This is a genomic window from Acidocella sp., assembly GCF_052326845.1.
Taxonomy (GTDB): domain Bacteria; phylum Pseudomonadota; class Alphaproteobacteria; order Acetobacterales; family Acetobacteraceae; genus Acidocella.
Genome location: NZ_JBKQJR010000194.1, coordinates 1 through 21727 on the forward strand (window position 1 = coordinate 1; position 21727 = coordinate 21727).

Here is a 21727-nt window from a genome sequence, read left to right on the forward strand (position 1 = left end):
TCCAACAACGTGCAGATCATCGCCGGCAACGTCGCCACGCCCGATGGCGCGAAGGCGCTGATCGACGCTGGCGCCGACGCGGTGAAGATCGGCATCGGCCCGGGCTCCATCTGCACCACCCGCGTTGTGGCGGGTGTGGGTGTGCCGCAGTTCACTGCCGTGATGGAAGCCGCCGCCGTCTGCCACGCGCGCGGCGTGCCGGCCATCGCCGATGGCGGTGTCCGCGCCTCGGGCGACATGGTGAAGGCGCTGGCGGCTGGCGCGGATGCGGTGATGGTCGGCTCGATGCTGGCCGGTACCGACGAGGCACCGGGCGAAGTGTTCCTCTACCAGGGCCGTAGCTACAAATCCTATCGCGGCATGGGCAGCCTCGGCGCCATGGCGCGCGGCTCGGCGGACCGCTATTTCCAGCAGGAGATCAAGGACAGCCTGAAGCTGGTGCCCGAGGGCATTGAGGGCCGTGTCGGCTACAAGGGGCCGATGTCCGCCGTGGTGCACCAGCTCGTCGGTGGCCTGAAGGCCGGCATGGGTTATACCGGCAGCGCCAATATCGAGGCGCTGCAAACCCAGTCGAAATTCCGCCGCATCACTGGCGCCGGGCTGCGCGAAAGCCATGTGCATGACGTCGCCATCACCCGCGAGGCGCCGAACTACCGCCAGGAGGGCTGAGGCCCAGGCCTTTAAAACCGTCCGCGCCGTCCCCAGATAGGATAACGAGACATGGCCGTAACATGGCCTGTGTCGCAACAATATGCTGGTCTGGAAGGAAAAGGCCATGCGGATAAATATTTCTAATGTCGGTTTGGCGATGCTGCTGGTGGCAGGCCGCGGCCTGCTGCGTGACGATGAGGAGCCCTCTCGCCACAGCGCGGACGAGGAAAGCTGGCAGAGCGCTCCGGATTACCGGCGGCCGTCGCTATGGCGGCAGGAGCCTGAGCGCGACGAGAAGCCGCATTAGAGACGTGCCCTAGCCAACCGTGCCGCCGCCTTGTTAGCATCACGCCACAATGGCGCGGGGGCGTGATGGACGCGACGGATATGCAGGCGGCCCTTATGGTCCGTGGCTTGGCCAAATCCTTTGGCCGCAAGATTGTGGAAGGGTTGGACCTTCGCATCCGTCCAGGTGAATTCTACGCCCTGCTCGGCCCTAACGGTGCGGGCAAGACCACCACACTGCGCATGATCGCCGGGTTGATGCGCCCGGATGCCGGGAGCATCTCTGTGTATGGGCGCGATGTGCTGGCGGACCCGCTCGGCGCCAAGACGGTCATGGCCTGGATCCCGGACGAGCCGCTGCTCTACGATCGCTTGAGCCCGCTGGAATATCTCGCCTTCGTCGCCGGGCTGTGGCGGGTGGATGCCGATCTCGCCAAATCCCGGGCCGAGGAGTTGCTGGACACGCTCGGCCTCTGGCCGCACCGCAATGAGCGCTGCGAGGGTTTCTCGCGCGGCATGAAACAGAAGACCGTGCTCGCCGGGGCGTTGATCCACGACCCAAAATTTCTGCTGCTGGATGAGCCGCTCACCGGGCTGGACGCCGCCTCCGCCCGGCTGGTTAAGGATATCCTGCGAAAGCATGTTGAGGGTGGGGCCGCGATTATCCTCACCACCCATATCCTGGAGGTCGCCGAACGGCTGGCCAGCCGCATCGGTATCCTCTCCGGCGGCAGGCTGTTGGCCGAGGGCGATTTGCCGGGTTTGCGCGAGCAGGCCGGGATTTCCGGCTCTCTGGAGGATGTGTTCCTCCACCTCACCGCCGCCTGATGCTCTCCGCCCCTGGTTTCCTCTGGTTGTTGCGCCATGAGCTGATTGTGCTGTGGCGCGGCTCGATTCTGGTGCGCACGCATCGGCACGTGCTCATTCCGGTGATTGCGGTCGGCGTTATCTTTCAGGGCATTGCCCTGCTGCTGGCGGGGCAGATCGTCCGCCACCCGCTCCCCGCAGACGTCATGCTGCTGGCGGCGAACATCAACATCGTCTTCCTGTTCGCGTTGATGTTTTCCCGCGCCATGACGGCGAGCATCGACGTGATCTACGGCCGGGGCGACGCGGATTTCCTGCTCGCCTCGCCGATCCCGCCCGGGCGTGTGCTGGCGGTGCGGATGCTCGGCGTGGCGGTAAGCATCGCCGCCCCCTGGGCGCTGCTGGGCGGCGTGCTGGCCAATGCGCTGGCGGTGTACGGGCAATTATGGGCGCTGGCGGTGTACCCCATGCTGCTGGCCGAGGCGCTTATGGTCGCCGCACTGGCCTTTGCCACGGTCACGGCGCTGCTGGGGCGCATCGGCCCGGCGGCGGCGCGGCGGGCAGGGCATACCCTGGCGCTCGGCATGGGCATCGGCATCTTTATCCTCGGCCAGCTGTCGCGCTTCGTGCCGCCGGAACCCCTGGTACGGTTCTGGCGCGCCATGCTGCCCGGCCCGGGCGGGGGCGGTCCAGCCTTTCTCTTCGCGCGCGGGCTGCTGGGGCAGGGGGTGGATCTTGCCGCCAGCATCGCCTTCAGCCTGGCGGTGTTCGGGTTGGCGTGGCGGGTTCTGGCCAAGCCCTTCGCCGAGGGCGCCATTACCGCCGCCGCCTACCGGCCGCCGGGACGCACCGGGGCGCAAGGCGGCAAGTTCGGCAATACCGCCTTCGCCGCGCTCTTCGCCAAGGATCTGCGGCTGCTCGCCCGCTTCCCCGGGCTCATCTCGCAGGTGGTGTACCGCTCGCTCACCTTGGTGCCGGTGGTGTTCATCCTGGCCGGTAAGTTTACCGCCTATGGCGGCATGGCGGTGGTGCTGCCCCTGCTGGTGTTTCTGGCCGGGCAGCTAGGGCTGTTCTTCATCTCGGTGCTGCGCGGCACGGAGGATGCCCCGGACCTCGCCGCCAGCGCCCCGGTGCCCGCCTTTTTGCCCCCGCGCGCCGGCATCGCCGCCGCGGGCTATGCAACGCTGCTGATTCTGGCCCTGCCGGTGCTGGCCACCATGGCACGCGCGCCCGCCATGCTGGGGCCGCTGCTGGCGGGGCTCGCCGGGGTGCTGTTGTGCAACCTCACGCTCGGGCTGCTTCTGCCGATTCCGCTGGTGCGCGCCGAGTTCGGCAAGACGCAGACGGGCACGGTGCTGGGGCTGATCCTGGGCGTGAGCGTCAGCAGTTTATGGTCGCTGGCGGTGTGGCTGATTGTGGCGCCCAACCCCTTCGCCTGGCTGGCGCCACACGGCTAGCCGACCGGGACGTTATCCAGCAGCCTCACCTGGCCAAGCTTGGCGGCGGCGATCAACCGTGCCGGGGCCGCAAAGCTGGCCAGCGGCTCCAGCGTCTGCGCGTGCACCAGGGCCACATAATCGGGCACCATCCCGGCCTGCGCCAGGGACTGCCTGGCGCGGTGCAGCGCCGCAGCCACTTCCTTGCCAGCGGCGATTTCCTGCGCCGTATGTGTCAGCGCCGCGTAGAGCGCGGGGGCGGCCTTGCGCTCGGGCTCCGAGAGGTAGCGGTTGCGCGAGGAGAGGGCGAGGCCATCGGCCTCACGCACGATCGGCACCGGCACCACGCGCACCGGCAGCGCCAGGTCTTCCACCATGCGGCTCACCACCTGCACCTGCTGCCAGTCCTTCTCGCCGAAATAGGCGGCCTCGGGGCGGATCTGCCCGAACAGCTTGGCCACCACCGTGGCCACGCCGGAGAAATGCCCGGGGCGGGAGGCGCCTTCCCATTGCAACGCCGGGCCGCCGATGGTGATGGTCGTGGCGCTGTTCGGCGGGTACATCGCATCCACGCCCGGCAGCCAGACCAGCGCGCAGCCTGCGGCTTCCAGCTTCTCCAGGTCGCCTTTCTCGTCGCGCGGATACCGGGCGAAATCCTCTTTCGGCCCGAACTGCGTCGGGTTGACGAAGATGCTGGCCGCGACCGGCCGCCCGGCGGCCTTGGCCGTGGCGACAAGGGTGAGATGCCCCGCATGCAGCGCGCCCATGGTGGGCACGAAGCCGACCGGACCCAGCGCCTCGCGCGCGGCGTGCAATTCCTGGAGTGTTCTGGCGATCATCATTTGGCGCGGGTTTTGACCATTTTGCACGCGCCCGTCCAGCCCCTGGGCAAGGGCGCGGAGCGCGGCTAGAAAAGACACATGAGCGCACGTACCAAACCCTGGGTGAAGGCTGAGCAGAAACTCGGGTTCCGTGCCGCCAGGCTTTCCATATTTCTCGGCATGCTACCCGTGTTGTTAGGCATCGCGCAGGCGGGGTGCGCGGCTGAACTGCTGGCGGGCGTGCTGCATCGCGGCCCCGGCGCGTGGCTGTCGGTGCTGTGCGCGCTGGGCTTCCTCGCCGCGGCGGGGGCGCGGGCTTATCTGCAAATGCAGGTGGAGCGGCAGAATTTCGAGCTGGGTGCCGCAGCAAGGCGCAGGCTGCGCGGCTCGGTGCTCGCGGCCCTGCTGGCGCAGGGGCCGGCTGGCCTGCGCGGGCGGCACTCGGCGGATCTCGCCGCCACGGCGGTGGATCGGGTGGAGGCGATGGACGGTTTCCACGCCCGCTGGATTCCCGCCACGGCGCTGGCAATGCTTGGCCCCGCGCTGGTCGGGCTGGCGGCGCTCTGGGTGGATTGGCGCTCCGGGCTGACCCTGCTGCTGGCCGGTTTGTTCGTGCCCTTCGCCATGGCGGTTGCGGGCATCGGCGCCGGGGTGGCGGCCAAGAAGCAGTTTTTGGCGATGACCCGGCTGCAGATCCGCTTCCTGGACCGGATTCGTGGCATCTCCACCATCGTGCTTGCGGGCCGTGCTGCTGATGAAGCCCGTGCCTTGGCCGCGGCTGCCAAGGAATTGCGCCAGCGCACCATGCGGGTGCTGCGCGTCGCCTTCCTCTCCTCCACGGCGCTGGACCTTGCCGCTGCGGCGGCGCTGGTCATCATCGTGCTGCGTTTCGCCCCGGTGCTGCACGGGCAGGCTAGGCTGGCGCCCACGGCGCTGTTCATGCTGCTGCTGGTGCCTGAATTCTTCGCGCCGCTACGCGCCTTCTCCGCCGTGTATGCTGACCGCATGGCGGTGGAAGCGGTGGCTGACGACTTCGCCACGCTGCCGGAAGCGCCCGCCCCGGTGCCGCCCGTGGAAATCCGTTCCGTCGCCGCTCACGGCGTGACGCTGGCGTTTGAGCACGTCACCTACTCCTGGGATGCTTCCCGCCCGTCGGTGGTGGAGAATTTGTCCTTTAAGGTGGGGCGCGGCGAGATGCTGCTGCTCACCGGCGCGTCCGGCGCGGGCAAATCCACCATCATGGACCTCATTCTCGGCTTCCTGGCGCCGCAATCGGGCAAGGTCACCATCAACGGCGCGGAGATGGACACGCTCATCCCGGCGGCGCGGACCAAGATGCTGGGCTGGATCGGCCAGCGCCCGGTCATCTTCGCCGGCACCATCGAGGAGAATATCCGCTTCGCCCGCCCCGCCGCGAGCGAGACCGAACTGGCCGACGCCATCCGCCACGCGCACCTCACCGAGCTGATCACCAGCCTGCCGCAGAGGCTGAAGACGCCCATCGGCGAGGGCGGGTTCGGCGTGTCAGGGGGGCAGGCGCAGCGAATCGCCATCGCCCGCGCCTTCCTCAAGGACGCGCCGCTGCTGCTGCTCGATGAGCCCACCGCGCATCTCGACCCCGCCGTGGAGCGCGACGTGCTGGAGAGCCTGCAGCATCTCGCCGCCGGGCGCACCGTGGTGTTGGCCACGCATTCCACCATGGCCATGGATTTCGCCAAAACCATAGGCGCCAGGCGGCTGGATCTCGACGCGCTGCGTTACGCGAGCTGGCGGAGTGTGATGGCATGAGCCCGATGCGCCGTATTCTTTCCCTGTGGCTGCACGATGCCGGCTGGCTCGCCCTGGCGGTGGTGCTTTCCCTGGCGGCGCTGGCCGCGGGCGTGGCGCTGATGGGCTTCTCCGGGCGCTACATCGCGCTCTCCCTGGCTGGTACGGCAGTGCTGGTGCCGCTGGGGCTGCAATTCATCGGCGCGGCCCGTGTGGTGCTGCGCTATCTGGAGCGCGTGATGTCGCATGAGGCGATCTTCCGCGCCTTGGCGGATCTACGCGTGTGGCTGTTCCGGGGCTTGGCGGCGAGCGGGGCGGGCGGGCTCGGCTTCCGCCGCGCGGGCGACGCGCTGTCCCGGCTGGTGAATGATGTGGACGCTCTGGACGGCCTGTTCCTGCGCATCTTCGTGCCCGGCATGAGCGCGCTGATGCTGGCGCCGGTGCTGGCCTGGGTGTTGTGGCGCGAGCATGCGGCGGCGGAACTGGTGTTGCTGCCCTTCCTCTACATCGCTTTCTGCCTGCCGGTGGTGGCGGCGCGGGCGGCGAGAGAGAATGCGGGCAAGGCGGGGCTGGCCATGTCCGGTCTGCGCTCGGCGGCGCTCGATGCCCTGCACGGCCTGCGCGAGGTGAAGATCTTCGAGGCCGAAGGGCGGATGCTGGCGGCTGTGCAATCGCGCGAGGCGGCGCTGCTGTCGGCGCAGCGAGAGCTGGTGGCTAAGGGGAGCGCGCTCAACGCCCGGGCCTTCCTCCTGGCCCAGGGCGGCATCCTGCTCGCCATCCTGCTAGGCTTCCTTGGCGCGCCCGTGGCGGCGATCATCGCCGTGATGGTGCTGACCACGGCGTTCGAGACCGTGCTTGGCCTGCCCCGCGCCGGGCTGCTCTACGGCCAGGCCAATGCCGCCGCCACGCGCGTGGTGCAGGTGGCGGAGGCCAAGCCCGCCGTGCCCGAGCCGACGCAACCGGCGCCGATGCCCTCGCGCAATTCCATCGCCTTCGAGCATGTCAGCTTCCGCTATGCCGAGGACCGGCCCTTCGTGTTCGAGAACCTCTCGCTGCAAGTGCCGCAGGGCGCGCGCGTGGCGATTCTCGGCCCTTCAGGTGCGGGCAAATCCACCATCGCGGCGCTGCTGCTGAAGCTGGTTGCCCCGGTGAGCGGGCAGATCCGCCTCGGCGGCACGGACGTCTCTCTGCTGCCCTCCGAAGCGCTGCGCCACCGCATCGCCTATCTGGGGCAGACGACGCAGCTCTTTGCCGACACCATCCGTAACAACCTGCTGCTGGGCGACCCGGCGGCGGACGACGCGCGCCTCTGGGAGGCGCTGGAAGCCGCGCAGGTGGCCGATGTGGTGCGCGCCCTGCCGGATGGGCTGGATGCCTGGGTGGGCGAGGGCGGGGCGACGCTCTCCGGCGGGCAGGGGCGGCGCCTCGCGCTGGCGCGCACGCTGCTGATGGACGCGCCGATCCTGGTGCTGGACGAGCCCTGCGCCGGGCTGGATTCGGCCACCGAGCAGGAATTCTTCAAGGTGCTGAACAATGTGACGGAAGGCCGCACCGTGCTGCTGATCCTGCACCGGCTCACCGGGGTGGAACAACTCGACCGCATCTGGCGGCTTACAGGCGGAGCGCTGATTTCCGCGGCGGGCTGAACAACGCGGGCCAGAAATTTTCTTGAAGCGGCCCGAAAAATTCCCATAATACTCAGTGCCGGGGTGCCTCGAAGAGGGTTCCGGCACTCCGTCCGCCTGCCTGTATGGGGGCGAAAGGGGTTGTTTCCGCGACTGTAAAAATACCTTGCTTTTGAGGAGGTTATATCATGACTAACGATTTTGCGCCGCTGTTCCGCACCGCCATCGGTTTCGACCGTCTGGCCCGGCTCGTGGATACCCTGCCGCAGGACGCGGCCGGTTACCCGCCCTATAATATCGAGAAGACCGGCGAGGACACCTATCGCGTGACCCTCGCCGTGGCTGGGTTTTCGGCCGAGGACATCGAGCTGACGGTGAAGGACAATGCGCTGCTGGTTTCCGGCAAGGTGGCCGAGGAGCCGGGGGAGAAGGCCGAATTCCTGCATCGCGGCATTGCTGCGCGGGCGTTCTCGCGCCGCTTCGTGCTCGCCGACCATATGGTGGTGGAAGGTGCCGAACTGGTCAACGGCCTGCTGCATGTGGCTCTCCGCCGGGTGGTACCGGAAAGCGCCAAGCCGCGCCGTATCGCCATCAACACGCTGACAGCAACGAAGCAGCTGCCGCAGGCGGCGTAAACACTGGGAAGGGGGCGGCAACGCCCCCCTTATTCTTATGGTGCCTTGATCAGATCCGTGCCGATGAAGGTGGGAATGACCAGCAGCACGTCGCCATTGTGCGCCACGGTCAGCGCCGGGCCTGGAATAAAGCCCTTGAAATTGCCTGAGAATTTTGCCGCCGTGGCACTGGTGCTGCCAGGCATGGCGATGACCAGGATGTTCTTGCCCAGCAGCGAGGATGGCGGCGTGGAGAAGGCGAACTGATGCGGCTCCGGCCCGAACACCGTCACCGGCAAATTCTCATCACGCAACCCGTAGCCGATCTTCCCGGCATCGAACCATTTCTGCGCCGCCACGGCATCAACCCCGGGCGGGATTTGCGTGGCGATGCTGTCCCAGTCCACCACTTGCAGCAGCGGCGATTTGCCGGGTGCGAAAATGCGGTCGAGATTGGGAATGAAGCCGAGCGAGAGTTCCGCGGTGATGCACAGCGCCGCCGTGCCCAGCAGTCCGGCGGAGATGAGCGCCACATTGTCGCGCAGCCGGGGGCGGAAATCCTGCGCCCAGTTGCCGAGCAGCGGGAACAGCATGAGATAGCCGGGCGTTGCCCAGTGGTAGAGGATGCGCGTGGAGGACCAAAGCCCCACCACGGCGAACAGCACCACCGGTATTACCGCTGCCCAGGCCAGCAGCCAGCCGCGCCGCTCCGCCGGCCCTTGCGCGAAGCCGCGCAGCATCAGCCAGACCATCGGCAGCCAGAGCCAGGGCAGCAGGAATAGCGCCTCGCCACCCCAGATGGTGAGCGGCATAGAGGGGCGCAGCCGCACCCCCTCCGCCCGCCCGCCCTGGTAGTGGAAGCTCGCCCAGCCATGGGTGGTATTCCAGTACAGCACCGGGGTGAACATCAGCACCGCCAGCGCCACGGCCATCCAGGGGCCGGGCCGGCGCAGCTCCTGCCGCGCGGCTTTGTCCGTCAGCACCGCCACCGCCGTGCCCGCCAGCACCATGGCGGCATTGTATTTGGAGAGCAGCGCCAGCCCGGCGAACACTCCCGCCGCCAGCCACCAGCGCGGCTCAGGCTTGGCCGAAGGCAACCCCAGGGCACGGATGAGTGCGTAAAGGAAGGCCAGCAACGCCGCGTCCAGCGGACCGTCCGGCAGCACCCAGCAGCCGAAGGCGAGTGAGAACACCGGCGAGATGGAATAGGCCGCGACCGCCCAGAATGCCGCCCGCGCGCCGTAGAGCCGCGCCGTGATGGCGTAGATGAGCCAGGAGGACAGCGCCGAGAGCGCGACGAAGGGCAGTCGTACTACGATGGGCGAGGCGCTGCCGGTGAGCCACCGCGCGGCCAGTTCCAGCCACCAGGAGGCCAGTGGATGGTCGAAATACGAGGCGTCGAAGCTATGCGACGCCGCGATCATATAGCTTTCGTCCATGCCCAGCCCGGTGAACCCGGCGAACACAAGCCGGAAAGCAAGCGCGATAAGAACAACCAAGAATGCCGCATTCATGCGGCGTGCATGGCCCGCCGCGCTGGCAACATCAAGAGCCGGAGAACCAGTTGTAGCCCTGATCTTCCCAGTATCCGCCGGGGTACACGTTGGTTACCGCAAGCTGCACGATTTGCTTGGGATTCTTGAAGCCAAGCTTGGTGGGGATGCGCAGCCGCACTGGCGCACCGAAAGCCGGGGTGAGCGGCTGCCCCAGGAATTGCAGCGCCAGAATCGTCTGCGGGTGCAGGGCGGAGGGCATGTCGATGGAGGAATAATACCCGTCGGCGCAGCGGAAGGAGACATAGCGGCAGGTGGTGTCCGCCCCCACGCGGCGCAGGAATTGCCCCAGCGGCACGCCCGCCCATTGGCCAATGACGCGCCAGCCTTCCACGCAGGTGAGCCTGGTGATCTGCCCTTCCTGCGGCAGGGCATTGAGCTGCGCCAGTGTCCAGGGGGATTTGTCCGCAATCTGTCCGCCCAGCTCCAGCTGGTAGGTGGCGGGGTCGACTACCGGCACCTGGGAGATGTCGTAATACGCGTTGAAGCGCGGTGGGCGGGTGATCTGGTCTGGCCGGAAGGTGGGCGCCAGCGTATGCGGGTTGAACAGCGCCGCCTGCACGCGGTCGTTCCAGGCGGACATCATGTGCAGGAAATCATCCGCGAGGTCCGGGTGCTGCGGGTCCTCGTAGTTGCAGGCGTCCAGCGGCGAGATCAGACCCAGCGCCATGGCGCGCTGCAGCAGCTTGCGGCGGCTGGTCATGGCTGGCGCCCTCCGGTGATCATGGGCGGCAGCGCTTTCGGCACCATGGCCACAAGTGCCAAATGCACGGCGAAAAACGCGGCGATGGCGCTCATGGCGAAGAAATGCACGTAGCGCGCGGCGAAATACCCGCCACACAGATTGCAAAAAAACCAGAGCTGCACCGGCTTCCAGATGGCCAGCCCGGAGACGACCGCCACCAGCCCGGCAAATAACACGCCAACGTAGAGCAGTTTCTGCACCGCGTTATAGATGCCGGTCTCGTGCTTCAGCCGGAAGGTGAGCGCGGCGGTGAAATCCCGCCAGACCTCGCGCGGGCGGATGGGCAGCAGCTTGCGGTAATGCCCGGAGGCAAGGCTCCACACCACATAGCAGACGCCATTGCTCACCAGCAGCCACATGAAGGCGAGATGCCAGGCGATGGCCGCCGCCAGCCACTGCCCGATGGTGATACTGCGCGGGAAGGTGAAGCCGAATAGCGGTGAGGCGTCGTAGATCTGCCAGCCGCTGCCGATCATCACGATGATCGCCAGGGCGTTGAGCCAATGCATCACCCGCAAGGGCAGGGGGTGGATTACCCGTTTCGCATTATCGCGCATGTCTCATCCCCAAAACATCCGGCGTTTTTTGCCGTTTTGTTTGCTGGCGGGGCCGGATTATTCCGGGGAGACAAGCAGGAGTTTCAGCAAATGTCACGAAATTTCCGCGCCGCCGGGGCGCGGGTGTTTTCGTGACTCTGGCCTACTCCGCCATCGCCGAGGCTTCGGAGCGCGTTGCGCCCACGCGGCCAGCCAGCGACGCCGCCATGAACGGGTCCAGCGCGCCATCCAGCACCGCAGCGGGGTTGCCGCTCTCGTAGCCGGTGCGCAGATCCTTCACCAGCTGGTATGGTGCCAGCACGTAGGAGCGGATCTGGTGGCCCCAGCCGATCTCGGTTTTCGCCGCTTCCGTCGCGGCGGAGGCGGCTTCGCGCTTCTGCAACTCCGCCTCGTACATCCGGGCCTTCAGCATGTTCATGGCCGTGGCGCGGTTGCGGTGCTGGGAGCGGTCCGTCTGGCAGGCCACGATGATGCCGGTCGGCACGTGGGTGATGCGGATGGCGGATTCGGTCTTGTTCACGTGCTGGCCACCGGCACCGGAGGCGCGGAACGTGTCCACCTTCAGGTCGGCGGGGTTGATCTCGATCTCGATGCTGTCATCGACCACCGGATACACCCACACGGAGGCGAAGCTCGTCTGGCGGCGGGCATTGGCGTCGAACGGCGAGATGCGCACGAGGCGATGCACGCCCGCCTCGGTCTTCAGCCAACCATAGGCGTTGGGGCCGGAGATCTGGAGGGACATCGACTTGATGCCCGCCTGCTCGCCCTCGGATTCGTCAAGGACTTCCACCTTGAAGCCCTTGCGCTCGGCCCAGCGCATATACATGCGCGCCAGCATCTGCGCCCAGTCCTGAGCCTCGGTACCGCCAGCGCCGGCGTTGATTTCCATGAACGCGTCGCGGCTATCGGCCTCGCCGGAGAGCAGGGATTCGATTTCCTTCTGCTTTACGCCTTCGGCCAGGCGCTCCAGTGTGGCGATACCGTCGCGCACCATCGCCTCGTCGCCCTCGGCTTCCGCGAGTTCTATCAGCTCCAGCGTATCCTTGGTTTCGGCTTCGATGGCGCACACCCCCTCGACCATGGAGGCGATACGGTTGCGCTCGCGCATCACGGCCTGCGCGGCGTCGGCGTCATTCCAAAGATTGGGATCCTCGGCGCGGTGGTTCAGCTCTTCGAGCTTGATGACAGCGGCATCCCAGTCAAAGATGCCTCCTCAGCAGGGCGACCGAGCGGCCGATCTGCTCATTCAGTTGGTCGGATTCAGCGGACATAACGCCCGATATAGGGTGTGCCGTCCGGAAAGAACAGGGGGCATGCGCATGTCATGCCCCCGTTGGTGTCAGATCAGGTAGGGCAGCACCCGCGGCGGGTTGGGCGGGCGCCAGCTTCGGGCAAGCGAGATACGCTCCAGCCCGGCCACCAGATCCTCGCCATCATAATTATACTCGCCGGGGCGCACGGTCTGACCCACGCGGAAGCTCTGGATCCGGCCGCCACGCGTACGGAGCTGCAGGGCGAATTTGCACACCCACAGATTATCCGCGCCGCGCCGGAAATGAGTGATCAGGTTGTCGTCCATGTTTGCACCCTGTGTTATCCAGTGTGCTATAAAAATATAATACAGATAGAGAAAGTCAAGTTAAAACGGGGATATAAAATTCGCGGATGGAGCATGGCCCCATCCGCGTTAAATACATGTATAAAATCAATATGTTAATACAGGCCGCCGAGTGAGTTGTCGATATTGGACGGCTGTGTAGGCGTGCCGGGCTGGCCAGGGCCCGTGGTACCGGGGGCGGCGGGCGTGCCGCTGGAGCCGCCATTATCCGCCCCGCCGAGCAGTGCGTTCTGCGACTGGGCGCCCGGCGTCTGACCCGGCTTGAAGGCTTCCGTCACCATGGTGCCGTCCGGTTCGGCCGCCTGCTGCGCAGTCATCCCCTGGGGCGCGGCGAAGTCAAGGTTCGGCTGACCTGCCAGCGCCACCTTCATGTACTCGTTCCAGATCGGGCCGCAGACATTGCCGCCGGTCTGGTCCTTGCCCAGGCTGGCGGGGGTGTCGAAGCCGATCCAGCAGCCGGTGACGATGCCCGGCGTGAAGCCGATGAACCAGGCGTCGTTGAAGTTGTTGGTGGTGCCGGTCTTGCCCGCCACCGGCTGGGAGATGCCCACGATAGCCGGGGCGCCGGTGCCGCGCAGCACTACGCCCTTCATCATGGTGATCATCTGGTACGCAGAATCCGGGTCCGCCACCTGCTGGCCTGAGAGGTTGAGCTGCGGCATCTGGCCGGGGTCGGCATTATTGACGCAGTTATCGCAGACCTGGCTGGGGGACTGATACAGCACCGTGCCGTCCGGGTTGGTCACGCTGTCGATCAGGCTCGGCGTCACCTGCCGGCCGTACTGGTCCAGCGCGGCATAGGCGGTGGCCATCTTCCACAGCGTGGTATCGATGGCGCCGATGGCCGAGGGGTAATAGGGCGGCATCTGGTCCACGATGCCAAAATTCTGGAACGTGGTGGCGACGTTGTTGAGCCCGATCTGCCGCGCCAGATGCAGCGTGGCGAGATTGAGTGAGTCCTCCAGCGCGTGGAAGATAGGCACCGGACCCTGGAAGGTGTCCTCGTAATTGCCCGGGCGGTACACGCTACCGTCAGGCAGCTGCTGCACGAAAGGCGCGTCCAGCACCGGCGCGTCGGGCTGCACGCCCTGCTCCATGGCGGTGAGATAGACCAACGGCTTCACGGAAGAGCCGGGCTGGCGCTGCGCCTGCGTCACGCGGTTGAAGGAGCTGATGTCGTGGCTCCAGCCGCCAACCATGGCGAGCACGCGGCCCGTGGTCGGGTCTATCGAGACCAGCGCGCCCTGGATGTTCGGGATCTGCTCCAGGGAGAGCATGGCCTCGCCCGAGACCATGACGACGTCACCCTGGTGCAGCACGTCAGACACGGAGGAGGGACGCGGCCCCAGCCCGCCGTTCACCTGTGGGCGCGCCCAGCGCATATCGGCGAGCGGCAGCTCGCCGGTCTGCGGGCTGCCGGAGGCGGGGTCGATGGAGCCGATCCGAGCACTCGGGCCAGCGGCTTCCAGCACGATGCCGAGGCGCCAGTTCTGCCGCATGCCCGGCGGGTTGGTCTGCTTGGCCAGGTCCTGCTGCCAGTTCGCGGCCAAGTCCGGGTCGGCCACATGCGCCACGCGGCCATGCCAGCCGGCATAGGTGTGGTCATATTGCTCAAGCCCGTCGCGCACCGCGTCGGTGGCGGCCTGCTGCAGCCGCGGGTCCAGGCTGGTATGCACCACGAGGCCGCCCGTGTTCACCGCGTCGGCGCCGAATTTCTGGACCAGTTGCGCCTTCACCGCATCGGCGAAATAGCCGCCATTCACCACGCCCTGCGTGGCCGCGGCTGCGCGTGGCAGTAGCGGTTCGGCGGTGGCGGCATCGGCCTGCGCCTGGGTAATGGCGCCATCGTCCAGCATGCGGCTGATGATGAAATTGCGCCGCTGCAGGGCGTCAGCCGGGTGCAGGAAGGGGTCGTAATTGGTCGGCGCCTTGGGCAGGGCCGCGAGGGTCGCCGCCTGGGCGATGTCAAGCTGGCTCAGCGGCTTGTCGAAATACGTCATGGCCGCGGCGGCGATGCCGAAGGAGTTGTGCCCGAGATCGACCTCGTTGAGGTACAGGGTCAGCACCTGCTGCTTGCTCATCGCCTGGGAGACGCGCATGGCCAGCAGCGCCTCTTTCACCTTCGTGCCGAAGGTGATGTGGTTGTCCAGCAGCATGTTCTTCACCACCTGCTGGGTGATGGTGGAGGCGCCGATCGGGCGCCGGCCGGAGCCGATCAGGGTGATGTCGGTAATGCCCGCGCGCAGCATGGCGGCCGGGTTCACGCCCGGCTCGACCCAGAACAGCTTGTCCTCAGCCGAAATAAAGGCCTGTGACACGAGCGGCGGGATCTGGTCGTAGGTGACATACACGCTGTGCTGGCTGCCAAGTTCGGAGACCAGCTGGAAATCGCTGGCGAAAACGCGGCTCTCCAAGGGCGGCTTGTAGGTCTTCAGGCTGTCGATGCTGGGCAGCCCGGCAGAGAAATACAGAAAGCCGGCACCGGCTCCCACAAGCCCGAGGACGATACCAAGGAAGACCACCCGGTACAGCCCCGAGACGACAAAGCTGAGCACCGTGCCGAGCAGGCTGTGCTTGCGCGGGCCGCGAGGCGGCCGCGGCGCACGGGGCTGGTGGGCGGGTTCGCGGCGGGGAGGGGCCAGACGATCGCCGGCGGAAAAGGAGTCTCTCGGGTCGGACATGATTGGGCTATTAGCACCGGGCTTTCATGGCTGCGAGGACGCGGGGAATAAAAATGCCGCAATCCGCCTCAACCGGCGAGGCGGCGCCCCGCGTAATCGGCGAAGTACTGGTCGATCGCCAGGGTCAGGTGCTCGGTCAGCAGCTTGCGCTGCTTGGGGTCACGCAGCCGCTGTTCGTCAAGCTTGTTGGTCAGGCAGCCCATCTCCAGCAGCGTGGCCGGGGTGGATGGATCGCGCAGCACGGCAAAATTGGCGCTGCGATGCGGGTCTGGCAGCAGCGGCACGATGCCCTGAAAGCTGTCCTGAATATCCTGCGCCAGGCTTTGCGAGCCGATCTTGGTGGCGCGCGTCTCCAGGCTGGCGAGGATGTTGGCCACTTGCGGCGATACCCCGGTGATCTGCCCGGGCGCGCTGTCGCTGTTGTTTTCGTCGTTGGCGATGCTGGCGGCCAGCGTATCCGAGGCATTGTCCGACAGGGTGAACACCGAGGCGCCGCGCATGTCCGGGTCGGGCAGATGGTCGCAGTGCAGGGCCAGGAACAGGCTGGCATTGGCCTTCACCGCCGCCGCCACGCGGCCTTCCAGGGTCACGAACACGTCCTTCGAGCGGGTCATGGCTACGCGGTAGCGGCCGGTCCTCAGCAAGGCGCGGCGGAGATCGAGCCCGGTTGCAAGGGTGATATGCTTCTCGAACTCCCCATCAGGGGCGATGGCCCCTGGGTCGTGCCCGCCATGGCCGGGGTCAAGCATGATCAGCGGTTTTCCCGGCAGGGCCGCGCAGGCGCGGCGCGGCGCGGCGATTCCCGCGGCGATTCCGCCGAGCGCGAGCGCCATAAAGCCACGACGAGTCGAGTCACATTTCACGCACATGTGCAATAATTATCATAGGACATTCGGTATTGGCTAGGACTTATTGATTCTCCTTAAAAGTGCGCCCTGTGACGATTTCGTGGCAGTTAATTTGCCAGGGCATCTTGCGGAACCCGTACACGTTCGGCTATAGGCTCGCCGCATCGGAGTGTAGCTCAGCCTGGTTAGAGTACTGTGTTCGGAACGCAGGGGCCGGAGGTTCGAATCCTCTCACTCCGACCATCTTTCTTCCTGAAAAATCAGAGTTTTGTGATGGAACGGGGCGCCGTTGCGCTTGGCGCGGCGCTGCCCTATCCCATCTGCCAGCATGGTGCCGCCGCGCTGGGGAGACCTGAATGAACGGGACAATCGCCGGGAATGTCGCCCGCGCACGCAACGCCGTCATCGCCGCCTATCTCGGCTGGACGCTGGACGCCTTCGACTTCTTCATCCTGATCTTCACCTTCGACGACGTGGCCAAGTCCTTCGGCGTGTCGGTCACATCCATCGCTTTCGCGATCACCCTGACATTGGCGACTCGCGCGGCCGGCGCCTTCATCTTTGGCCGTCTGGCCGACCGCTATGGCCGCAAACCGGTGCTGATGCTGGTTGTCCTGCTTTACTCCTTCTTCGAGGCGGCGAGCGGCTTCGCCTGGTCCTTCACCTCCTTCCTGGTCATTCGCGCGCTGTTCGGCATCGCCATGGGCGGGGAGTGGGGTGTCGGCTCATCCCTGGCCATGGAGACGATTCCCGTGCGCTGGCGCGGCTGGGTCTCCGGCGTGCTGCAGGCGGGCTACCCTTCGGGCTATTTCCTCGCCACCCTGCTGTTCGGGTTCGTCTATCATTACCTCGGCTGGCGGGGCATGTTCTTCGCCGGTGCGGCGCCGGCGCTGCTGGTTTTCTTCATCAACGGGCAGGTCGAGGAAAGCCCGGCCTTCACGACCCTGCACAAGGGGACGCAAGTTTCCGCCTGGCATCTTCTGGCCAAAAATTTCAAGCTGGTGGTTTACGCCGTCCTGATGATGACGGCGTTCAATTTCTTCTCGCACGGTACGCAGGACATCTATCCCAAGCTGTTCCTTGGCCAGCAGCTGCAATTCACCCGCGCGCAGATCACCAATATCAGCCTGCTGTATAATGTGGGGGCGGTGCTGGGCGGCATTCTGTTCGGCCTGCTCAGCCAGCGAATCGGCCGGCGCTATTCCATTATCGCGGCCTGCGTGCTCTCCCTGCTGGTTCTGTATTTCTGGGCGCATACCGGCACACCGGTGCAAATCGGCATCGCGGCCTTCTTCATGCAGGTGGCGGTGCAAGGGGCATGGGGCGTCGCGCCCGTGCATCTCAACGAGCTTTCCCCGGCGGAAATCCGCGGCACGTTTCCGGGTTTCGTGTACCAGCTTGGCAATTTCATCGCCTCGGTCAACGCACCGCTGCAGGTTGCCATCGCCGCGCGGCATGGCGGCGATTACGGCTACGCGCTCACGCTGACGGCGGGGTGTGTCGCGGTAATCCTGATGTTGCTGATGCTTTTCGGTCCCGAGGCGCGCAATGTCTCGATGACTGCGCGCAGCGAGCTCTAACCGTATGCCGTTGCGGGGCTGGCTGGAACAAGGGAGCGGTGCGCAAGGCTGGTGGCGCGGCCCGGGAGGGGTGCGCGCCGGCTGGCGGGTGGCGATGTTCCTTGCGCTGCTTGCCGGCTCCGTCTTCGGTTTGGCACTGCTGGCCGCGCTGCTGCCGCTGCCGCGCTTCCATCCGGGCGCGGCGCTGACGCCGGGTTTTCTTGCCGTGAACGAGGCGCTGCTGCTGCTTCCGGTCCTGCTGGCCAGCCTGGTCATGGTCCGGCTGGAGGGGCGCAGCCTCGCGTCTTGCGGTCTGGTGGATAAGCGCCGCCTGGCCCGCTGCGCCACGGGCTTTGCCGGCGGGGTGGCGGTGCTCGGCGCGCTCATCCTGCTGCTTGTTCTCTTTGGCCATGCCCGGGCGGGGTGGGGCGGGCTGTCCGTGGGTGAAATCCCGGAATATGCCCTGGTCTGGGCGGGCTCCAGCCTGCTCATCGGCTTTGCCGAGGAGTTCGCCTTCCGCGGCTACTTGCTACAGACACTAACCCGGGGCTGCGGCTTCTGGCGCGCGCTCATTCTCACGAGCCTCGTCTTCGGTGCCTTGCATTACAGCGACAGCGGGGAAGGGCTCTCCGGCGTGCTCAACGCCGCGTTGGCCGGTGCGGTATTCGCCCTGGGCATCCGGCGCACCGGCTCGCTTTGGTGGAGCATCGGCTTTCATGGAGGCTGGGATTACGCGGAAAACTTTATCTTCGGCGCGCATGACAGCGGCCAGGCTTGCGCCTTTACCCTGCTGCAACTCGTACCCGCCGGCAGCCCCTTGCTTTCGGGCGGCGCCACCGGGCCGGAGGGCAGCGTCCTTGGCACGGCCGTCCTGGCCGTCACGGGGCTTGCCGTCTGGGCCTGGCCCCGGAAACCCCCGGTTAGTCCATGTCAGCCGCGCGACCTTTGATATGGATCAACGGCGATATAGTTGTTAGACACGCTCTATGACGTCTTTGAACAAGATCGCGGATTTCCGGCGCCCGGTGGCCATTAATCTGGCCAGCCGTACGGCTGCCTCGAATTGCGATGATTGCGGCGCCCGCCACCATGGGCTCTGCGACGCGCTCTCCAATGCCGAGGTGAGCTTCCTGGCCCGTGCGGCGCAGCATGTCTCGCTGCAGGCCAATACCGTGTTCATTGAGGAAGGCGAGCCCTCGCTCTATTTCTACAACGTCAATTCCGGCAATGTGCGGCTGTTCAAGAGCCTGCCCGACGGCCGCCGCCAGATCACGGGCTTCGCCGGACCGGGGCATTTCCTCGGCCTCGCCGCGACCAGCAAGAACATGTTCTCGGCCGAGACGATGGAGCCGGTGAAGCTCTGCCGCTTCACCCGCAGCGCCATGGCCTTGGTGTTCGAGGAGTTTCCGGTGCTCGAGCGCAAGCTGCTTGACGTGGCGATGCACGAGTTGGTGCTCTCCCAGCAGCAGATGCTGCTGCTCGGGCGCAAGACCGCGATCGAGCGCATCGCCAGCTTCCTGCTCTCCTGGGCGGAGCGGCTGGATATCTGCGCCTCCGGCATGCTGCCGAAGCCGAACGTGTCCATGCCACTGCCGCTCTCGCGCACGGATCTGGCCGATTATCTCGGCCTGACGATCGAGACCGTCTCCCGATCGCTCTCCCAGCTCAAGCGCGACGGACTGATCGAGATCCCCAACATCCACGAGATCATTCTGCTCCGCCCCCAGGCGCTCTCCGACATCGCTGAAGCCGCCGTTTGACCTGCGTCAAGGTGCAGGTGGCGTTTTAGCGCAAGGAAACATTCATAGTTTCCAAGGAGGATGCCATGAAAGTTTCGGAGCTGATGAGTCGCAACACCATCTCCGTGCTGCCCAGCACCACGGTCGCGGATGCCGCCCGCATCATGCTGGCGAATCGCGTCAGCGGCCTGCCGGTGGTGGATGAAAAGGGCACGCTGGTCGGCATCGTCACCGAGGGTGATCTGATGCGCCGTGCCGAAATCGGCACCGATGGCAAGCAGGCGGGCTGGCTTAGATCCCTGCTCATGCCGGCTTCCGTCGCTTCCGACTACGTGGCCACCCATGCCCGCCATGTCAGCGGGGTGATGACGCACAGCCCCGTGTTCGTGACGCCGGATACGCCGCTTGACGAGGTGGCGCAGCTGATGCTCCGCAAGCACATCAAGCGCCTGCCGGTGCTGCAGGATAGCCAGCTCGTGGGCGTGATCAGCCGCGCCGACCTGCTGCGCGTGCTGGCGCGCAAACTGATCGAAACCCCGCAGGAATGCACCGACGAATCGATCAGCGCCTATATCAAGGCCGAACTGGAGAAGGCCCGCTGGGCGCCGAAATCCGGCCTGCGCGTGGCCGTGCAGGACAAAATGGTGACGCTGGATGGCACGATTTTCTCCGACGAGGAGCGCCAGGCAGTAATCGTGATCGCCGAGAACGCCCCGGGCGTGAGGGAGGTGAAGGACAACCTCATCTTCGTCGATCCCGGCTCGGGCCTCGCCTTTCCGCCTGGGGACTAGCGCCCCATGACCTTGCCCCCGGCGCTAGGCGTGTTGGGAGGTTGTCTCCTCCTCGTGCTGACCTCCGTTTATGCCGACAAGCACTTTTCTGACTCGCCACGGATTCCCGTTTGGTGGGGGCTGGACCGCGAGGTGTATCTGTTCGCCACGCGGCGCGTCGGTCTTGCCATTTTTCCGCTCATCGGTGCGGCGGTGCTGGTCTTCGCCGCCGGCCGCGGAGTGGAGTTCTTCCACCAGGTGTTCATCTCGCTCGGCCTGCTGGTGGTGTATCTCATCTACCTGCAGGCGGTGGACAAGAACCTGACGCAATAGGCGGCGTATTACGAGCACCGGAGCGGAGCGTACGTTGGAGTACGTGAGCACCGGAGCGCAGAAATGCGGTGCCAGGCGGCTGACATAGTAGGGTTTTGAAAGGGACTCTTACTCCGCCGCCGCCCGCAGGGCCGTCCCGGCGCCTAGCGGCGCCAGGGGCAGCGCCGCCATCAGCATTGCCGCCAGCATATATAAAGGCGCGGCCGGATGCGCCGAGGTCACCGCCGCGGCGCCGAAGATCAGCGCCGGGATGACCAGCGGCAGGGTGATGAGCGGCATCAGCACCGCGGCCCGGCGGGCGCCGAGGCTCACAGCCGCCGCCAGCGTGCCGAGCAGGGACAGGATCATCGTTCCCGGCACCAGGCTGAGCATCAGCAGCGGGATTTTCGCCTCGGGCATGCGCAGCATCACCGCCAGAGGTGCTGCGATGACCAGCAGCGGCAGCCCGGTGGTGAGCCAGTGCACGACCGTCTTGGCAAAGGCGACCTCATAGGCCGGCAGGCCGGAGAGCAATAGCAGATCCAGCGTGCCATCTTCGAAGTCAGCCCCGAACAGCCGGTCCAGCGGCAGCAGCGCCGCCAGCAGGGCACAGACCCACACCACCCCGGCGGCGATGCCGGCCAGCACGGCGGGCGAGGGGCCGACGGCGAAGGCGAACAGCGTGCCAGCTATGATAAAGAAGAGCAGGGCCGCCACGGTATCCGCGCCGTGGCGGAGCGAGAGCTTCAACTCGCGGGTGATGAGCGCGATCATAGTTCCAGCACCTGCATGTCCGGGAGGTCGAGCGGGGTGTGGGTGCTGGCGATGATCATGCCCCCCGCCGCCCGGTGCGCAGTGCACAGCGCACCGAATCGCTCCACCGAGGCCGCGTCCAGTCCGGTAGTCGGCTCGTCCAGCAGCCAGAGCTTGCGCCCCGAGGCCACGACGCGGGCAATGGCCAAACGCCGCTTCTGCCCCGCTGAGAGGAACCGGGCGGGCAGGGCGGCGAAACGCTCCAACCCCACCGGTTTCAGCGCCTCCTCCGGCACGTGCTCGGCCACGGTCAGGGCCGGTTTCACCGCGTCCAGATGCCCCAGCCAAGCGATGCGCGCGGCATGCGCCGGAAGGTCCTGCAGCGCCGGGGCGCCCTCCCACAGCACCGTGCCGGCCGCCAGCGGGGTCAGCCCGGCCAAGGCGCGGAGCAGGGTGGATTTGCCTGCGCCATTCCTGCCACGCAACAGGAGCATGCCTCCGTCGCTCAGGGTGAAGCCTAAGCCCTGTAACACTAGCCTTTCCCCGCGGAAAACCGAGAGTTTTTGAACTGTAAGCAGGTGTA

22 protein-coding genes and 1 tRNA gene are annotated in these 21727 nt (G+C 66.2%); 13 read left to right on the forward strand and 10 right to left on the reverse strand.

Annotation, left to right across the window (positions count from 1 at the left end; all coding sequences use genetic code 11):
* The 4 genes from guaB to ACLPJJ_RS12945 form a co-directional block, all read left to right on the forward strand.
* A partial coding sequence (gene guaB, locus ACLPJJ_RS12930; protein ID WP_443591397.1) for an IMP dehydrogenase occupies positions 1 to 669 on the forward strand: 669 nt, incomplete at its 5' end.
* A gap of 106 nt (positions 670 to 775) precedes the next feature.
* Positions 776 to 958 carry a hypothetical protein gene (locus ACLPJJ_RS12935; RefSeq protein ID WP_443591399.1) on the forward strand — a complete coding sequence of 61 codons (183 nt, stop codon included), beginning with the start codon at positions 776 to 778 and terminating at the stop codon, positions 956 to 958.
* A 65-nt stretch (positions 959 to 1023) separates the two neighbouring features.
* Positions 1024 to 1764, forward strand: coding sequence for an ABC transporter ATP-binding protein (locus ACLPJJ_RS12940; protein WP_443591400.1), 741 nt, complete (start codon positions 1024 to 1026; stop codon positions 1762 to 1764).
* 26 nt (positions 1765 to 1790) lie between these two features.
* Positions 1791 to 3200, forward strand: coding sequence for a hypothetical protein (locus ACLPJJ_RS12945; RefSeq protein WP_443591401.1), 1410 nt, complete (start codon positions 1791 to 1793; stop codon positions 3198 to 3200).
* Here the strand turns inward: ACLPJJ_RS12945 and panC are convergent.
* Complete coding sequence (panC, locus tag ACLPJJ_RS12950) at positions 3197 to 4099, reverse strand: pantoate--beta-alanine ligase (RefSeq protein ID WP_443591402.1); 903 nt, start codon at positions 4097 to 4099, stop codon at positions 3197 to 3199. The genes ACLPJJ_RS12945 and panC overlap by 4 nt on opposite strands.
* Between panC and cydD the strand changes: the two genes are divergently transcribed.
* The 3 genes from cydD (at position 4100) to ACLPJJ_RS12965 (ending at position 8027) form a co-directional block, all read left to right on the forward strand.
* The gene (gene cydD, locus ACLPJJ_RS12955; RefSeq protein ID WP_443591404.1) at positions 4100 to 5788 is read left to right on the forward strand and encodes a thiol reductant ABC exporter subunit CydD; all 1689 of its coding nucleotides are present in this window, start codon (positions 4100 to 4102) and stop codon (positions 5786 to 5788) included. It begins immediately after the preceding gene.
* Positions 5785 to 7413: a thiol reductant ABC exporter subunit CydC gene (gene cydC / locus ACLPJJ_RS12960; RefSeq protein ID WP_443591405.1), complete on the forward strand. Its 1629-nt coding sequence runs from the start codon at positions 5785 to 5787 to the stop codon at positions 7411 to 7413. The genes cydD and cydC overlap by 4 nt, the downstream gene beginning before the upstream one ends.
* Positions 7414 to 7580: 167 nt before the next feature.
* Positions 7581 to 8027, forward strand: coding sequence for an Hsp20 family protein (locus ACLPJJ_RS12965; protein ID WP_443591406.1), 447 nt, complete (start codon positions 7581 to 7583; stop codon positions 8025 to 8027).
* A 35-nt stretch (positions 8028 to 8062) separates the two neighbouring features.
* On the opposite strand, the gene ACLPJJ_RS12970 is transcribed toward ACLPJJ_RS12965, so the two are convergent.
* The 7 genes from ACLPJJ_RS12970 to ACLPJJ_RS13000 all read right to left on the reverse strand — a co-directional run bounded on the left by ACLPJJ_RS12970 (position 8063) and on the right by ACLPJJ_RS13000 (position 15996).
* Positions 8063 to 9505 (reverse strand): glycosyltransferase family 39 protein, encoded by a 1443-nt coding sequence (locus tag ACLPJJ_RS12970; protein ID WP_443591407.1) that lies wholly within the window; start codon positions 9503 to 9505, stop codon positions 8063 to 8065.
* Positions 9506 to 9551: 46 nt separating this feature from the next.
* Positions 9552 to 10262 (reverse strand): molybdopterin-dependent oxidoreductase, encoded by a 711-nt coding sequence (locus tag ACLPJJ_RS12975; RefSeq protein WP_443591409.1) that lies wholly within the window; start codon positions 10260 to 10262, stop codon positions 9552 to 9554.
* Positions 10259 to 10861 (reverse strand): cytochrome b/b6 domain-containing protein, encoded by a 603-nt coding sequence (locus tag ACLPJJ_RS12980; RefSeq protein WP_443591410.1) that lies wholly within the window; start codon positions 10859 to 10861, stop codon positions 10259 to 10261. Before ACLPJJ_RS12980 ends, ACLPJJ_RS12975 begins: the two co-directional genes overlap by 4 nt.
* Positions 10862 to 11003: 142 nt before the next feature.
* A protein-coding gene (gene prfB, locus ACLPJJ_RS12985) for a peptide chain release factor 2 (RefSeq protein ID WP_443591412.1) occupies positions 11004 to 12135 on the reverse strand; the annotation gives its coding sequence in 2 pieces (ribosomal slippage) (positions 11004 to 12065 and positions 12067 to 12135; 1131 coding nt in all).
* A gap of 68 nt (positions 12136 to 12203) precedes the next feature.
* Entirely contained in the window at positions 12204 to 12443 is a 240-nt protein-coding gene (locus ACLPJJ_RS12990) for a hypothetical protein (RefSeq protein ID WP_443591413.1), read from the reverse strand.
* A 134-nt stretch (positions 12444 to 12577) separates the two neighbouring features.
* The gene (locus ACLPJJ_RS12995) at positions 12578 to 15163 is read right to left on the reverse strand and encodes a penicillin-binding protein 1A (RefSeq protein WP_443591414.1); all 2586 of its coding nucleotides are present in this window, start codon (positions 15161 to 15163) and stop codon (positions 12578 to 12580) included.
* A 68-nt stretch (positions 15164 to 15231) separates the two neighbouring features.
* On the reverse strand, positions 15232 to 15996 hold the full coding sequence (locus ACLPJJ_RS13000; protein ID WP_443591415.1) for an N-acetylmuramoyl-L-alanine amidase family protein: 765 nt from the start codon (positions 15994 to 15996) through the stop codon (positions 15232 to 15234).
* A gap of 180 nt (positions 15997 to 16176) precedes the next feature.
* On the opposite strand from ACLPJJ_RS13000, the gene ACLPJJ_RS13005 reads away from it, so the two are divergent.
* From ACLPJJ_RS13005 to ACLPJJ_RS13030, 6 genes are all read left to right on the forward strand, one after another.
* Positions 16177 to 16254 (forward strand) — tRNA-Pro (locus ACLPJJ_RS13005).
* A gap of 113 nt (positions 16255 to 16367) precedes the next feature.
* A complete protein-coding gene (locus ACLPJJ_RS13010; protein ID WP_443591417.1) occupies positions 16368 to 17591 on the forward strand; it encodes an MFS transporter in 1224 nt (407 codons plus the stop codon).
* Positions 17592 to 17595: 4 nt separating this feature from the next.
* On the forward strand, positions 17596 to 18519 hold the full coding sequence (locus ACLPJJ_RS13015) for a lysostaphin resistance A-like protein (RefSeq protein WP_443591418.1): 924 nt from the start codon (positions 17596 to 17598) through the stop codon (positions 18517 to 18519).
* A 37-nt stretch (positions 18520 to 18556) separates the two neighbouring features.
* A complete protein-coding gene (locus ACLPJJ_RS13020) occupies positions 18557 to 19330 on the forward strand; it encodes a helix-turn-helix domain-containing protein (protein ID WP_443591419.1) in 774 nt (257 codons plus the stop codon).
* A 65-nt stretch (positions 19331 to 19395) separates the two neighbouring features.
* Positions 19396 to 20100 (forward strand): CBS domain-containing protein, encoded by a 705-nt coding sequence (locus ACLPJJ_RS13025; RefSeq protein ID WP_443591421.1) that lies wholly within the window; start codon positions 19396 to 19398, stop codon positions 20098 to 20100.
* Between the two features lie 54 nt (positions 20101 to 20154).
* Positions 20155 to 20412 (forward strand): hypothetical protein, encoded by a 258-nt coding sequence (locus tag ACLPJJ_RS13030; protein ID WP_443591422.1) that lies wholly within the window; start codon positions 20155 to 20157, stop codon positions 20410 to 20412.
* Between the two features lie 108 nt (positions 20413 to 20520).
* Here ACLPJJ_RS13030 and ccmB read toward each other — a convergent pair whose 3' ends face one another.
* Entirely contained in the window at positions 20521 to 21165 is a 645-nt protein-coding gene (gene ccmB / locus ACLPJJ_RS13035; protein ID WP_443591424.1) for a heme exporter protein CcmB, read from the reverse strand.
* Positions 21162 to 21677: a heme ABC exporter ATP-binding protein CcmA gene (gene ccmA / locus ACLPJJ_RS13040; RefSeq protein ID WP_443591426.1), complete on the reverse strand. Its 516-nt coding sequence runs from the start codon at positions 21675 to 21677 to the stop codon at positions 21162 to 21164. Before ccmA ends, ccmB begins: the two co-directional genes overlap by 4 nt.
* Positions 21678 to 21727: the final 50 nt, after the last annotated feature.

What these genes read in the sequence shown, in the direction of transcription:
- ACLPJJ_RS12935 (WP_443591399.1), top strand. Translation starts at nt 776, where the DNA reads ATGCGGATAAATATTTCTAATGTCGGTTTGGCGATGCTGCTGGTGGCA.
- ACLPJJ_RS12940 (WP_443591400.1), top strand. Translation starts at nt 1,024, where the DNA reads ATGGACGCGACGGATATGCAGGCGGCCCTTATGGTCCGTGGCTTGGCC.
- cydD (WP_443591404.1), top strand. Translation starts at nt 4,100, where the DNA reads ATGAGCGCACGTACCAAACCCTGGGTGAAGGCTGAGCAGAAACTCGGG.
- cydC (WP_443591405.1), top strand. Translation starts at nt 5,785, where the DNA reads ATGAGCCCGATGCGCCGTATTCTTTCCCTGTGGCTGCACGATGCCGGC.
- ACLPJJ_RS12965 (WP_443591406.1), top strand. Translation starts at nt 7,581, where the DNA reads ATGACTAACGATTTTGCGCCGCTGTTCCGCACCGCCATCGGTTTCGAC.
- ACLPJJ_RS12975 (WP_443591409.1), bottom strand. Translation starts at nt 10,262, where the DNA reads ATGACCAGCCGCCGCAAGCTGCTGCAGCGCGCCATGGCGCTGGGTCTG.
- ACLPJJ_RS12980 (WP_443591410.1), bottom strand. Translation starts at nt 10,861, where the DNA reads ATGCGCGATAATGCGAAACGGGTAATCCACCCCCTGCCCTTGCGGGTG.
- ACLPJJ_RS12990 (WP_443591413.1), bottom strand. Translation starts at nt 12,443, where the DNA reads ATGGACGACAACCTGATCACTCATTTCCGGCGCGGCGCGGATAATCTG.
- ACLPJJ_RS12995 (WP_443591414.1), bottom strand. Translation starts at nt 15,163, where the DNA reads ATGTCCGACCCGAGAGACTCCTTTTCCGCCGGCGATCGTCTGGCCCCT.
- ACLPJJ_RS13000 (WP_443591415.1), bottom strand. Translation starts at nt 15,996, where the DNA reads ATGGCGCTCGCGCTCGGCGGAATCGCCGCGGGAATCGCCGCGCCGCGC.
- ACLPJJ_RS13010 (WP_443591417.1), top strand. Translation starts at nt 16,368, where the DNA reads ATGAACGGGACAATCGCCGGGAATGTCGCCCGCGCACGCAACGCCGTC.
- ACLPJJ_RS13015 (WP_443591418.1), top strand. Translation starts at nt 17,596, where the DNA reads ATGCCGTTGCGGGGCTGGCTGGAACAAGGGAGCGGTGCGCAAGGCTGG.
- ACLPJJ_RS13020 (WP_443591419.1), top strand. Translation starts at nt 18,557, where the DNA reads ATGACGTCTTTGAACAAGATCGCGGATTTCCGGCGCCCGGTGGCCATT.
- ACLPJJ_RS13025 (WP_443591421.1), top strand. Translation starts at nt 19,396, where the DNA reads ATGAAAGTTTCGGAGCTGATGAGTCGCAACACCATCTCCGTGCTGCCC.
- ccmB (WP_443591424.1), bottom strand. Translation starts at nt 21,165, where the DNA reads ATGATCGCGCTCATCACCCGCGAGTTGAAGCTCTCGCTCCGCCACGGC.